Below are 14123 nucleotides of genomic sequence, written 5' to 3'. Positions count from 1 at the left end.
GCTTACCCTTCAAGTAATTGATACTTTTTCAAATAACCACGCAATTGATGATAGGTTAAACCTAACAGCTCTGCTGTTTTCTTTTGGTTAAATTGTGCATGCTGAAGCGCGCGTTGAATCACATCAATTTCAAATTCTGCGGTAACTTCCTTGAAGTCGATATTGCCTTGTTCAAAATCAACACAAAAACCGACAGCCTTAGGCAAACTGTGGGTCTCGCTATGGTCATCGTCCGGTGTATTGATGGTGCTTGGCGCTTTGGCGGTAGTCGCGATGGTACTTGAGCTGTTGGCGCGATGTGCAGCAACCGCTGGACGGTAAGGACTAGCGAACGGGTCTAAAATAATTTCATGAACGGGTACTTGGCCACTACCGATGCGATAAACCGAGCGCTCAACGACGTTTTTTAGTTCCCGCACATTGCCTGGCCAATGGTAATCCAACAAGGTTTTGCGCGCCGATTCGGTAAAGCCGCTGAATAGTTCGTAATCCAGTTCGCGGGCCATTTGAATAGCAAACTGCTCTGCCAACAGCATGATGTCTTCGCGGCGCTCGCGTAGTGGCGGAAGGGTAATAACATCAAATGCTAAACGATCAAGTAGATCAGCCCGAAAGTCGCCAGCGTCGGCTAAACTTGGTAAGTCTTCGTTGGTCGCAGCTATGAGACGGGTATCGACACGAACCGTTTTTGTGCCCCCCACGCGTTCAAATTCACCATATTCAATAACACGTAGAATTTTTTCTTGAACAAGAGCGGATGTGTTGGCTAATTCATCAAGAAATAAGCTACCACCATCGGCACGTTCAAACCGACCCTCGTGCCGTTTCTGCGCACCGGTAAAGGCTCCAGCTTCATGTCCAAATAACTCACTTTCGAGAAGGCTCTCGCTAAGCGCGGCACAGTTGAGCTTGATATAGTTCTGCTCCCACCGCTTTGATAAAAAATGCAGTCGAGCAGCAATGAGCTCTTTACCCGTTCCGCGCTCACCTATAATCAATACTGGTTTATCAAGCGGAGCAATTTGCGAAACTTGTTCAAGAACTGAGAGAAAACTATTAGCTTGCCCGATTAAATTATCGGCTTCGCGAAAGCGACTCATGGTTGGCACCACGCTGTTATTATCGTTATTGGTGAATTTGACTAATAATTAGTGTATTTCATAACCGTAAAGCGTCAAATGTTTTTTAACTCAAATTGCAAAAAAGCTTAAAAATAAATAGCTTGCGCGACTTTTAAAAAGTTGGCACGGTACATGCAAGTCAAACCAGCGAACGTAATTAAAAATTCAATTTGACGCTTTATGAGGAAATGAACATGGGTATCTTCACACGTTTTACAGATATCGTAAATTCAAACATCAACGCATTATTGGATAAAGCGGAAGATCCAGAAAAAATGGTTCGCTTAATTATTCAAGAAATGGAAGACACTTTGGTTGAGGTGCGCTCAACATCTGCGCGCTTAATTGCCGAGAAAAAAGATACTGAGCGCCAATTGGGCCGCTTCGAAAAGGAAGTTGCTGAGTGGGAAAACAAGGCGGAGCTTGCACTAAGTAAAGATCGCGAAGACTTAGCTCGGTTGGCTTTAATTGAAAAACAAAAAGCAGCAGCTGATGCAGCAAGTTTACAAGCCGACATTACACGCATTGATGAACATTTAACGCGGTTAAATGAAGAAGTTGGTCAATTGCAAGAGAAGTTAGCCGACGCGAAAGCTCGTCAAAAGACCATCATTATGCGTCAACGGGCTGCCAGCAGCCGGCTGGAAGTTAAAAAACGCATTGATAGCGGCAAAATTGATGACGCCATGTTGCGCTTTGAACGCTTCGAGTCGAAAATTGATGATTTAGAGTCACAAGTTGAAGCATATGATATGGGTAAGAAAACCTTACGCGATGAATTTGCTGAGCTTGAAACCGACGACAAAATCAGCGACGAGTTAGCTGCACTGAAAGCTCGTGTTAATAAAGATAAAACTGATAATAAAGCTTAATTGTTGTTAACTAATTATCGGTAAACTTTCTGATAAAAAGGTGGTGTGGTGTCTGCGGACACCCCCCTATATTTGAACGACGAGAGACGAGACGAACATGGATATTTTAGTCCCAATAGTTGGCGCACCCATTATTTTATTTATGATTTTTGTCGCGCCAATTTGGATCATTATGCACTACCGCAGTAAGCGCAAAATTGGTCAGGGTTTAAACCAAGACGAATTGCTGCAGCTGCAGGAGCTTGCGCACCAGGCTGAACGCATGCGCGAGCGCATTAAAACCCTCGAATCTATTCTAGACGCCGAGTCACCGAAGTGGAGGGAACGCGCATGAGTATTGAAAGTCGCACCCGTCGCACTTTAATGCGCGACAAAGCGAACGGAAAAATTGCTGGTGTTTGTGCAGGCTTAGCTGAGTATTTTAATATTGAAGTGTGGCTAGTACGGATTATTGCAGTAACAGCCTTAATATTTAGCTCAAGTTTTGTTTTCGTTATATATGTTGCTATGTGGTTCATTCTTGACGAAAAAAAGCCCGATCCGGTGAGCCATTCCCAGCATACCGTTGGCGTTAAAACCAAAGTATGGCAAGCCGGTGAGCCACCACAACGTGCGTTTCATGACATTGCACGAGAATTTCAGGACATGGAGCAGTCGTTACAGAAAATGGAACGCTATGTGACATCGAACGCTTATAAGCTTGATCGCGAATTAGATCGCTTGTAAGACGGCGCTAGCCCCTGGTACAAGAGCACCGTGAATAGCCCGCTGTTAGGCTTGTCCTGCAGCGGGTTTTTTTATGTTTGCTTGCAGATAGAGTGGAAAAAAATCGTTACAGTAAAAACTGATCAGCATCAAAGTATCCCGTTGCTTTCAGCGCTTGCGGCATGCAATCTGTTGCCCGACAACAAGGAGATTATCTGCCAATGCGCACTAAAGACAACAACAAACCGCAATGGCAGCCAGCGACGATAACTATTCATGGCGGGAAGACCCGTGATGAACACGGCGCTTTGGTTGCACCTTTATATCAAACTGCGACGTTCTCGTTTGAGAATACGGCGCAGGGCTCTGCACGTTTTGCCGGCGAGGAAGCCGGTTACATTTATAGTCGTTTGGGTAACCCAACAGTTACCGAGCTTGAGCAGCGCGTTGCCGCGTTAGAAGGCTACCCGGCAGCAGCTGCTGCAGCCACCGGCATGGGGGCAGTATCGGCAAGTATGATGGCGTTTTTGGCTCATGGCGATCATGTGCTGGTGTCTGACGCTATTTATGGCTGTAGTTTTGCTTTATTTTCGCATTTGTTCACCCGTTTTGGTATTCAGGTCGACTTTGTTGATATGAGCGACCTAGAGAAAACCGCGAGTGCTATGCGTGACAACACCAAATTAGTTTTTTTAGAGAGCCCAGTTAATCCGCATTTAAAAGTCATTAATATAGCCGCGGTAGCCAAGATTGCACATAACAAGGGTGCGCGCTTAGTGGTCGACAACACCTTTATGACGCCATTGCTGCAGCAACCGAAATTACAAGGTGCTGACTTAGTGCTGCACAGTGCTACTAAGTACTTGAATGGGCATGGTGACGTGGTTGCCGGTATTGTTTGCGGAAGTGAAGAAGACATAGAGCTTATTAAATTAACCACTTTAAAAGACATGGGGGCAACCATGAGCCCGCATGACGCTTGGTTAATTCTGCGTGGATTGAAGACCTTAGACGTGCGTATGGAACGTCATTGCACAAATGCCGTCAAAGTAGCAGAGTATCTACGCGAACAACCGCTGGTGAAAACGATATTTTTCCCAGGTTTCGCTGATCATCCTGCGCAGCAATTAATGGGCACGCAAATGCATGGGGCAGGCGCGGTTATTGCGTTTGAATTGCATGGCGATTTAAACACCGCACGTTTATTACTCGATAGCCTGCAGTTGATAACCATTGCGGTAAGCCTAGGCGATGCCGAAACGCTTATTCAGCACCCAGCATCAATGACGCATTCACCTTATACGCCGGAAGCCCGTGCTGCGGCAGGTATTAGTGATACGCTCATTCGTATATCGGTTGGTTTAGAGGCGGTCAGCGATATTATTGCCGACCTTGAGCAAGCATTTGCTGCATGCTGCAACAGCAACACACAGAACAACGAGGAACAAGTTAAATATGGGTAAGCAAAGTAACTATGTTTCACGACAGCCAGACGCGAACGGTATTATTGCCTGGAGCGACGAAGAGAATGCCATTTGGAGCGAGCTTGTTGCTCGGCAACTTAAGCACATTCCAGGCAAAGCCTGTGATGAATACATGCACGGCTTGGAATTGCTGAAACTACCGCAGGATCGTATTCCGCAGCTACATGAAATTAACGAAGTTTTGCAGGCGACAACCGGTTGGCAGGTGGCCCAAGTGCCGGCACTGATTCCGTTTGATGAATTCTTTCGTTTGTTAGCAAACAAGCAGTTTCCGGTGGCTACATTTATTCGTACCCGTGAAGAGTTTGATTACCTGCAAGAGCCAGATATATTCCATGAAATTTTTGGCCATTGCCCGTTGTTAACAAACCCAGCGTTTGCTCACTTCACCCATCAGTACGGAAAGTTAGGTTTGGCGGCAAGCCCCAAAGAACGTGTTTATTTAGCGCGTTTATACTGGTTCACAGTTGAATTTGGTTTGTTGCAAACCGACGAAGGCTTACGTATATATGGCGGCGGTATTTTGTCGTCACCAGGCGAAACAGAATATGCTATTCATAGCGATAAACCAGAGCGTAAGCCGTTAGTACCGCTTGACGCGCTACGTACACCTTATCGCATTGATATTATGCAACCTATTTACTACACCATTAGCAAAACCGATGAATTATTCGATATTGCTGATTTAGATATTATGGCGTTGGTGCGCGAAGCGATGGAGCTTGGGTTGTTTGAGCCAAAGTTTCCACCTAAAGACAAAACTAACGCTGCTTAACATAAGCACTTTTAGCTTTTAGACAAAATGACAGAGGACAATAATGTCAGATTTGAAACAACAAAAATGTGAAGCCTGTAACGCCAATGCCCCACAAGTAACAGACGCAGAGTTGGCTGAGTTAGTTCGCGAAATTCCAGACTGGACGCCGGTAGTACGCGATGGGGTGATGCAACTTGAGCGTGAGTTTAAGTTCAAGAACTTCAAACAAGCGTTGGCATTTACTAATCGTGTGGGCGAAATTGCCGAAGAAGAGTTTCACCACCCAACGCTAACCACCGAGTGGGGTAAAGTGACGGTAACTTGGTGGACCCACGCCATTAATGGTTTGCACAAAAACGACTTTATTATGGCAGCGCGCACAGATGGCGTTTTAGACGCCTAATTCTTAGCTGCTCCGACGACTTTAAAAAAGCCCCTCAGGATGCTTATCCGGGGGGCTTTTTCTGTGTATACTTATGTTTACAAATACACACATCGATAACGGCGTTACACAGCTATGCGTTTGGAAATTACCTGCGATGATCGGCTTGGCATTGCCCAAGACGTGCTACAAATTTTGCGCGATTATGAAATTGATTTGCGTGGTATTGAAGTTGACCCCAAGGGTAAGATTTTTCTTAATTTTCCAGAACTCGAGTTTGAAGACTTTCAGCATTTAATGCCAGAAATACGCCGTATTGCGAACGTTAAAGACGTAAAAACTGTCGCTTACATGCCCTCTGAGCGTGAGCATTTTGAATTCAAATTACTGCTAAATAAACTGCCGGACCCAGTATTGTCGGTTGATAGCAAAGGTTTTATTGATATAGCGAACGACGCAGCTCAGCAGGTACTCACCGATAACCGTAGCGAGCTCAATGGCACTGCCATTAGCCACTGGTTAAGCGGCTTTGCGGTGCAGCGCTGGTTAGATAAACAGCCTACTGAACCCACCACACAGCAAGTGAGTGCAAGTGGCGCTAAATATTTCGCCGATTTGATGCCGGTTTGGGTGGCCGATGAAAATGGTCATAATAGCTTTGCTGGCGCTGTGATCACCTGCAAACCACAACCCTTGGTGAGCCAGTGGCAGCGGGGCAATCAACAAGAAGCATTCGGTCAAATACTCGGTGAACATGCCAGCATGAAACGTTTACTAAAAGAAGCGGCCCGAATGGCGCAACTCAACGTGCCCTTGCTGATACACGGTGAAACTGGCGTCGGTAAAGAGTTGTTGGCACGAGCCTGCCATCAAGCAAGTAGCCGTGCTGAACAACCTTTTTTGGCCATTAACTGTGCGGCGTTACCAGACAACGTGGCAGAAAGCGAATTATTCGGCCATGGTAAGGGTAGCTTAGGGCCTTATACGGAAGCGAAAAAAGGCATTTTTGAACAAGCTAACGGCGGTACCGTATTGCTTGATGCGGTAGGCGAAATGTCGAATGGTCTACAAGCCAAGTTGTTACGTTTTATTCAAGACGGCCGTTTTCGTCGCATAGGCGAAGAACAAGAAGTGACGGTAGACGTTCGGGTTATTTGCTCGTCACACGATGATTTAAGTGAACGTGTAGAAGCTGGGAAATTTCGAGAAGACTTATTCTATCGCTTAAACGTGTTGAGTCTACACGTGCCGCCATTGCGTGAGCGCAAGTCGGACATTCCTTTGTTAGCCGAGCATTTTACTGTGCAGGCATGCCAACGACTGGGTCGCAGTTTGGTGATGTTAACAAGGGCCGGACGAGAGCTCTTACAACGGTATCAGTGGCCGGGTAACGTTCGGCAACTGGAAAATGTCCTGTTTCGCTCAATTTCAATGGCAGAAAGCGACACTCTTGATGTACGTGATATTAACCTACCAGAAGTTGATAGTTTGCCCGAAAATTTACCTGTTGATCTTGAAGATGGAACGCTTGATGAGGCGGTCAAAAAATTTGAAGCGACTATTTTGCGCCGCTTGTACCCAAGCTATCCAAGTACCCGTCAGCTAGCGAAGAAACTTGGTTTATCGCATACGGCGGTGGCAAATAAATTACGCGACTACGGTATTGGAAAGCGTAAACGCTAGGCATTTGTATCGATTTGTTTACAGGTGGGTTGGTCGTTGTAATCTTTTCGTGACATTACAGGGCGGTTCAAGGCCTTGAATTTGATCTGTATCAATTAGTTTACAGATTGTCTGTTTTATCAGCCGGGCACTATTGTATGTGCTTCGCTAGCTTCTCTCCAATATCTCTCCCAATATGTAGAAAATCAAAAGCGATATTAGAGCAAAAGCGATATTGGATATTAGATATTGGATATTGGGGAAGAGTCGCTGATATCTGATAGCTGAATTAAAACAACGAGGAATTTATGACAGATATTAATTACAACCCATTACAAACTGACGGCTTTGAGTTCGTTGAGTACACAGCACCAAACGCAAAAGGTATTGCCGATTTAAAAGACTTGTTCACTAAATTGGGCTTTACCGAAGTAGCTAAACATAAAACCAAGGAAGCTTGGTTATTTAAGCAAAACGATATTAATTTTATTATTAACGCCGAAGCGGGTGGCCAGGCTGAAGAATTTGCCAAGGCACATGGTGCCAGCGTTTGTGGCATGGCGTGGCGCGTCAAAGATGCGAAGCACGCGGTTGAGCACGCGGTTGCAAATGGTGCGAAACCGTTCCAACGTAATACGGCAGCGGGCGAAGCAGAGTTTCCTGCGGTTTATGGCATTGGTGAAAGCGTGCTGTATTTTGTCGACAGCGATATATACCATGCTGACTTTAACTTCTATGACAATTGGGAAGCGAAGATGAAAGATCACGCTGCCGGATTATATGAAGTTGACCATTTAACGCACAACGTATTCCGCGGCAACATGGACACTTGGGCTGGGTTCTATGAGCGCATTGGTAACTTCCGCGAGATTCGCTATTTTGACATTGAAGGTAAGTTAACCGGTTTGTTAAGCCGTGCTATGACTGCACCTTGTGGCAAAATTCGTATTCCAATTAATGAGTCGCACGACGACAAGTCACAAATTGAAGAGTACTTGCGTGAGTACAATGGTGAAGGTATTCAACACATTGCCTTAACATCTGATGACATTTACAAAACCGTACGCGACTTGCGAGCGATTGGTATGGACTTTATGCCAACGCCAGATACCTACTATGCGAAGATTGATGAGCGTGTTGAAGGCCACGAAGAGAATGTGGACGAGCTGCGCGAGCTGCAAATTTTGATTGACGGCGCGCCAATGAAAGACGGTATTTTGCTGCAGATCTTTACCCAAACAGTTATCGGCCCGGTGTTCTTTGAGATTATTCAGCGCAAAGGTAACGAAGGTTTTGGTGAAGGAAACTTCAAAGCGTTGTTTGAATCTATTGAAGAAGACCAAATTCGCCGTGGAGTATTAAGCGATGCGTAAATGGATTAGCTTTCCGAAACAAGTTGGTGTGGCCTCAAAGCAGGCGCACGCTGACTTTCCGGAGCAAGCGATCTATGAACGCGAAGTAGGGCGTAGCGGCTTTTTTGGGCCGGCTACGCACTTTCATCATCGCCATGCTCCAACTGGTTGGAGTGAGTGGGAAGGCGACTTACGCCCACGCAACTTTGATTTTAATAAACTCGACAACGTGGCCACGGAATCACCATGGCAAGTGCCGATGTTATTGCACAATGCACAGTGTAAATTCCGTATTTGGCACTGCAATAAGAACATGGATTTCTTGGTGCGCAACTCAGATGGCGACGAGCTGTTGTTCATTCATGAAGGGCGCGGCGAGTTATTTTGCGATTATGGCCATATCACCTTAGAAAAAGGCGACTATTTTGCGATACCGCGTGCCACCTCATGGCGCATTGAGCCACTTGAACCCATGCAAATTGTGATGATTGAGGCGACCAACAGCGCGTACCAACTGCCTGAAAAAGGGCTAGTAGGTAATCATGCAATTTTTGACCCTGCGTGCTTGGACACACCAGATATCAACGACGCGTTTAAGGCGCAATACAGCGAAGATAGCTGGCAAGTTCAGGTTAAACGGCACGGCAAAGTGTCAGTGATTACTTATCCGTTTAACCCGTTAGATGCCATTGGTTGGCATGGCGACTTAGCCCCGGTGCGCATAAATTGGCGCGATATTCGCCCATTAATGAGCCACCGTTACCATTTGCCACCTTCGGCACACACAACCTTTGTGGCTGATGGCTTTGTGGTTTGTACCTTTGTTCCGCGGCCTATTGAGTCTGATCCTGGCGCGTTAAAAGTACCGTTTTACCATAACAATGATGATTACGATGAAGTCTTGTTCTACCATGAAGGTGACTTCTTCAGCCGTGATAACATTGATAAAGGTATGGTAACCTTCCACCCAGCTGGGTTTACCCACGGGCCACACCCGAAGGCCTTTCAGGCAGGGTTAGAGTTTCGGAAAAAGTTCACCGACGAAGTAGCGGTGATGCTCGATACCCGTAATGCATTAGAAATGGGCGAGGCGTGTGCTGGGGTAGAAAACCCTGACTACGTATACAGCTGGAAAGCGAAAGACGACAACAAGGCATAAATTTTATGAAGTTTGCGACCTATCGAAATGGAACCCGAGACGGCCAGTTGATGGTGGTTAGTCGAGATTTAACTAAAGCTGTTAAGGTACCAGCCCTAGCTGCAACCCTGCAGGAAGTTTTAGATGACTGGGACGGTGTAGCCCCAGAGCTAGAAAAAGTATATCAGGCGTTGAACAACGGCGAATTGGCCGACGCGGAAGCATTTGATGAGCGCCTTTGCGAGTCACCATTACCGCGTGCTTATCAGTGGGCTGACGGCAGTGCTTATGTCAACCACGTTGAGCTTGTTCGCAAAGCCCGTAACGCCGAAATGCCACCGAGCTTTTGGACCGATCCGCTCATGTACCAAGGCGGATCTGACGACTTTTTAGGTCCGAAAGACGATATCGAAATGGCTGACACTGCCTGGGGTATCGACTTTGAAGGTGAAATTGCGGTAATTACTGACGACGTACCCATGGGGGTTGAGCCTGACCAAGCTGGCGAGTACATTCGGTTACTCATGTTAGTGAATGACGTGTCGTTGCGCGGGTTAATTCCGAACGAATTGGGCAAAGGATTTGGCTTTTTCCAGTCCAAGCCTTCCTCAGCGTTCTCGCCAGTTGCCGTAACTCCTGATGAGTTGGGCGCAAATTGGCGTGATAACAAGGTACATTTGCCATTATTGAGCTACTATAACGGTAAGCCATTTGGTAAACCTAATGCTGGCGAAGACATGACGTTTGATTTTGCGCAGCTTGTTGCTCATGCGGCTAAGACGCGTCATTTAGGGGCCGGTGCAATTATTGGTTCAGGGACAGTGTCGAATAAGCAAGGCACTGATCATGGCAGCGCCATTGCCGAAGGCGGCGTGGGCTATAGCTGTATTGCCGAAGTACGAATGATTGAAACCATTCGCGACGGTAAACCTGCAACTGGGTTTATGCAATTTGGTGACACCATAAAAATAGAGATGACCGACGAACACGGCCACAGTATTTTTGGCGCGATAGACCAAAAAGTGGTGCAGTATTCGCCGCATGACGAATAATTGCGGAGTAATCATGGAACTCTACGGCTACTGGCGCTCGAGCGCCAGTTACCGGGCGCGTATTGCGCTCAATTATAAGCAACTAGACTACAACTATATTCCTGTTCACTTAATTAAAGAGGGCGGGGAGCAGCACAAACAAGCGTATCGCCAACTGAACCCGAATGGCTTAGTGCCAACCCTTGTGAATGGTCCAGTTATTTTGCACCAGTCGTTGGCGATTATTGAATACCTAGAAGAAACTCACCCAAAACCCTCGTTGTTACCAGGTAACGCGCAGAAGCGCGGTGCTATTCGTGCCATTGCGTTAGATATTGCCAGTGAACTACAGCCATTAATTAATTTACGCGTTCAGCAATATTTAGTGCGCGAATTAGACGCGGATGATAATGCAAAACAAGCTTGGCTTGCGCATTGGTTTAAGCAGAGCTTCACGGCGCTAGAACGAAACCTGGAAGAAGTTTCGGGCCAGTATTGTGTGGGCGACGACTTCTCGCTAGCGGATGTATGTTTAGTTCCGCAAGTTTACAGCGCGGAGCGTTTTGGAATAGCCCTAGAGGACTATCCACTCATTCGGACTATCTATCAACGCCTGCTAGAACTGCCTTGGGTTGCGGCTGCGCATCCAAGCAAACAGCCTGACGCTGAAAGCTAACCCAAGAACCGCGAATTTCATCGCATTCATGCTATGCCCAGCTCGTATATTGCTGGGCATTTTGGTTTAATGAGCCGGTACAAATAGGCTAACAAGGATCTAAAAATGAAAACAAAATTAGCAATAGCCATTGCTGCCGCGCTCATGAGCGCGTCTTGTGCTATCACTGAGCCGACAAATAACAATACAGCCGCCGTAACACCGCCGGCGGTGCTGGCGACGGCTGCGAATTCACAAGCAACTGCGAATCAATCACTGACCATAAAACAAATTATGGCTGATCAAGACTGGGTCGCTCGCTCACCAGAAAATGCCTACTGGATGCTCGATGGCAGCGGGGTGTTATACCAGCAAAAACGCGAAGGATCGATTTTGCGTGACTGGTACCATCAACCGCTGGACCAAGGCGCCCATAAAGTGCCGGTAGAAAAACTACATAATTACGCTTACAACAACGGCGTTTACAACGCTGACCGTACGCTTCTAGCGTACACCTTTGAGGGCAATGTTTTTGTTCGTGACCTCGCTCAAGGTGAGACTAAACAGCTTACCCGCGATGAAGCTCGCCAAAGTCAGCTATTATTTTTGACCAACGGGCAGTTGGCATACCGCCAAAATAACGACTTTTTTGTGGTTGACCCAGCGACTGGATTAACGCAGCAAATTGCTGCGCTAGAAACCAAAGACGCGCCAAAAGCCAATACTGACGCCAAAGACTTCGTAGCTCGCGAACAACAAGAACTGATTAAGTTTGTGCAAGTGGAGCGTCAAAACAAAGCTGATCGCTTTGCCCAGCAGCAACAGTTGCAGCAAAGCAATCGCTCACTTGCGCCTCAACCATTTTACTTGGGCCAAGGCAAGCAAGTTGTGGCCGCGAGCTTATCACCAGCTGGTGACAAATTGATTGTAGCGATTAGTGATCCGCAAAAATGGCGTGCTGACGGCGATATTATGCCGAATTATGTCACTGAAGACGGTCGTGTTGCAGCAGAGTCAGTGCGTGCCCGCGTTGCCGATGCCAAGCCTGTTGAGCATCAGGTTATGGTGCTAGATTTAACTTCTGGCGAGCAAACCCAGTTAACTTACAACACATTACCTGGTTGGAATGATGATGTGCTGGCAGATGTGCGCAAAGAAAATTACGCGGCCCAAGGTAAGACTTATACATCAGAAAAAAAACCGCGCCCAATTACTTTAATGCAAGACTGGGGTTGGCAAAGTGGTGCTATTCGCTGGTCTGACGATGGCAGCGAAGCGGCACTTATGCTTGAAGCATGGGACAACAAAGACCGCTGGATAGCCAGTGTTGATTTTGGCGGGAAACGTTTTGTGAACCATGAGCGTTTGCACGATGAGGCCTGGATTAACTATACCCACAATGAGTTTGGCTTTTTACCGAACAGCAAAACGTTGTGGTTCCAGTCAGAAGCCGATGGCTACGCACATCTGTATGTGAAACCGTTAAACGGCAAAATTAAACAACTAACGCAAGGCAACTTTGTCACTGAAGACCCGACTGTAAGCGCCAACGGCGACTACATTTATTTTAGTGGCAATAAAACGCACCCAGGTAACTACGAAGTTTACCGCGTGCATACGCAGTCTGCGCAGCTTGAACAGTTGACTAAGCTTGGCGGCATTAATAATTATGAATTGAGCCCGCAAGAAGACAAACTGTTAGTGAAGCACTCTGAAGCTTTGCAACCAGAGGAGCTTTATGTGCAAAACATTGGTGAGGACATCGCCAAGCGTTTGACACAAACTGTGACAGATGAATTCATGGCGTTTGACTGGGTAGCGCCAGAAATTGTGCCTGTTCCTTCAAGCCATGTTGAGCACCCAATTTATACGCGGGTATATTATCCGAAAGATTACGACCCGAATCGCGCGGAAAAGTACCCAGCGGTGGTATTTATTCATGGTGCTGGCTATTTGCAAAATGCCCATGCTGGCTGGTCTGGCTATCAACGTGAATTTATGTTCCATACGTTTTTAACCCAGCAAGGTTATGTGGTGTTAGACCTTGATTACCGTGGTTCAAAGGGCTATGGGCGCGATTGGCGCACGGCCATTTATCGCCAAATGGGCACTCCAGAAGTTGAAGATTTAGTTGACGTGGTTAAGTGGGCAGGCGAGAGCACCAACGTAGATACCGATCGTATGGGCACATACGGTGGCTCTTATGGCGGTTTCCTGACCTTTATGGCGCTGTTTAAAGAACCTGGCTTGTTTAAAGCCGGCTCGGCATTACGGCCGGTGAGCGACTGGGCACATTACAACACGGGTTACACGTCGAATATTTTGAATTTACCGGACGATGATCCTATTGCGTACCGTCGCAGCTCGCCAATTTACTTTACCGAAGGTTTAGAAGACGCATTGCTGATCAACTCGCCCATGGTTGACGACAATGTGTTTTTCCAAGACAGCGTTCGTTTAGTTCAGCGCTTGATTGAGCATGAGAAAGAAGACTTCGAAACGGCAATCTTCCCAGTTGAACCACACGGTTTCCGTCAGCCATCGAGTTGGTTGGATGAATACCGTCGTATTTTCAAACTGTTTGAAGAAAACTTGAAGTAATAAGCCAAAACGATAGAGCTTAGGTCATCAAGCCCAATTTCTGAAGGCCATAAAAAAGCCAAGTTGATATTCAACTTGGCTTTTTATTTGTTTGATTTTCTATTTCAAACGGCAGTGTTACTGCGTTTTAGTCATTTCAGCAACGGTGACTGAACGCGCTTCTTTAAAGCTTGCACTACGGGCATCTTTATTGAATGGCAAGCGTACGTGATTTTGCGCAACTGCTAACGGCTGGAAGGCGTCAGTGCGTACAATTGGACTCGCTTTAGTCATAGGTGCTGAAGTAACAAAACCTTTGGTCGAGCCTCGCTTCACTTCAGGTTCAGCTTTCACTTCAGGCTCAGCTTTCACTTCAGGCTCAGC

General features: G+C 46.7%; 14 protein-coding genes. 12 read left to right on the top strand and 2 right to left on the bottom strand.

From position 1 onward, the window contains the following. Positions 1 to 2: 2 nt before the first annotated feature. Positions 3 to 1100, bottom strand: a complete 1098-nt coding sequence (pspF, locus tag ASC40_RS01445) for a phage shock protein operon transcriptional activator (protein WP_055438006.1) — start codon at positions 1098 to 1100, stop codon at positions 3 to 5. Positions 1101 to 1315: 215 nt separating this feature from the next. Between pspF and pspA the strand changes: the two genes are divergently transcribed. From pspA to ASC40_RS01385, 12 genes are all read left to right on the top strand, one after another. Continuing rightward, positions 1316 to 1993, top strand: coding sequence for a phage shock protein PspA (pspA, locus tag ASC40_RS01440; RefSeq protein ID WP_055438005.1), 678 nt, complete (start codon positions 1316 to 1318; stop codon positions 1991 to 1993). A 97-nt stretch (positions 1994 to 2090) separates the two neighbouring features. Then, positions 2091 to 2327: an envelope stress response membrane protein PspB gene (gene pspB, locus ASC40_RS01435; protein WP_055438004.1), complete on the top strand. Its 237-nt coding sequence runs from the start codon at positions 2091 to 2093 to the stop codon at positions 2325 to 2327. Then, positions 2324 to 2719, top strand: coding sequence for an envelope stress response membrane protein PspC (gene pspC, locus ASC40_RS01430; RefSeq protein ID WP_055438003.1), 396 nt, complete (start codon positions 2324 to 2326; stop codon positions 2717 to 2719). Before pspB ends, pspC begins: the two co-directional genes overlap by 4 nt. A gap of 200 nt (positions 2720 to 2919) precedes the next feature. Beyond that, positions 2920 to 4161: a methionine gamma-lyase gene (gene megL / locus ASC40_RS01425; RefSeq protein ID WP_055438002.1), complete on the top strand. Its 1242-nt coding sequence runs from the start codon at positions 2920 to 2922 to the stop codon at positions 4159 to 4161. Further along, the gene (gene phhA, locus ASC40_RS01420) at positions 4154 to 4957 is read left to right on the top strand and encodes a phenylalanine 4-monooxygenase (RefSeq protein ID WP_055438001.1); all 804 of its coding nucleotides are present in this window, start codon (positions 4154 to 4156) and stop codon (positions 4955 to 4957) included. Before megL ends, phhA begins: the two co-directional genes overlap by 8 nt. A 43-nt stretch (positions 4958 to 5000) precedes the next feature. Further along, positions 5001 to 5342 (top strand): 4a-hydroxytetrahydrobiopterin dehydratase, encoded by a 342-nt coding sequence (locus tag ASC40_RS01415; RefSeq protein WP_055438000.1) that lies wholly within the window; start codon positions 5001 to 5003, stop codon positions 5340 to 5342. A 114-nt stretch (positions 5343 to 5456) separates the two neighbouring features. Further along, the gene (tyrR, locus tag ASC40_RS01410; protein ID WP_055437999.1) at positions 5457 to 7004 is read left to right on the top strand and encodes a transcriptional regulator TyrR; all 1548 of its coding nucleotides are present in this window, start codon (positions 5457 to 5459) and stop codon (positions 7002 to 7004) included. Positions 7005 to 7291: 287 nt separating this feature from the next. Beyond that, positions 7292 to 8356: a 4-hydroxyphenylpyruvate dioxygenase gene (gene hppD, locus ASC40_RS01405; RefSeq protein ID WP_055437998.1), complete on the top strand. Its 1065-nt coding sequence runs from the start codon at positions 7292 to 7294 to the stop codon at positions 8354 to 8356. After that, the gene (locus tag ASC40_RS01400) at positions 8349 to 9494 is read left to right on the top strand and encodes a homogentisate 1,2-dioxygenase (protein ID WP_055437997.1); all 1146 of its coding nucleotides are present in this window, start codon (positions 8349 to 8351) and stop codon (positions 9492 to 9494) included. Before hppD ends, ASC40_RS01400 begins: the two co-directional genes overlap by 8 nt. 5 nt (positions 9495 to 9499) lie before the next feature. Further along, entirely contained in the window at positions 9500 to 10525 is a 1026-nt protein-coding gene (locus ASC40_RS01395) for a fumarylacetoacetate hydrolase family protein (RefSeq protein WP_055437996.1), read from the top strand. A 13-nt stretch (positions 10526 to 10538) separates the two neighbouring features. Further along, positions 10539 to 11180 (top strand): maleylacetoacetate isomerase, encoded by a 642-nt coding sequence (gene maiA / locus ASC40_RS01390; RefSeq protein ID WP_055437995.1) that lies wholly within the window; start codon positions 10539 to 10541, stop codon positions 11178 to 11180. A gap of 105 nt (positions 11181 to 11285) precedes the next feature. After that, complete coding sequence (locus ASC40_RS01385) at positions 11286 to 13760, top strand: S9 family peptidase (protein WP_055437994.1); 2475 nt, start codon at positions 11286 to 11288, stop codon at positions 13758 to 13760. A 117-nt stretch (positions 13761 to 13877) separates the two neighbouring features. On the opposite strand, the gene ASC40_RS01380 is transcribed toward ASC40_RS01385, so the two are convergent. Continuing rightward, on the bottom strand, positions 13878 to 14123 hold a 246-nt coding region (locus ASC40_RS01380), incomplete at its 5' end, for a hypothetical protein (protein WP_055437993.1).

The sequence above is a fragment of the Pseudidiomarina woesei genome (assembly GCF_001418345.1).
In the GTDB taxonomy this organism is placed as follows: Bacteria; Pseudomonadota; Gammaproteobacteria; order Enterobacterales; family Alteromonadaceae; genus Pseudidiomarina; species Pseudidiomarina woesei.
Note: the sequence above shows the minus strand (reverse complement) of the source record. Positions and strands in the feature narration are given on the sequence as shown.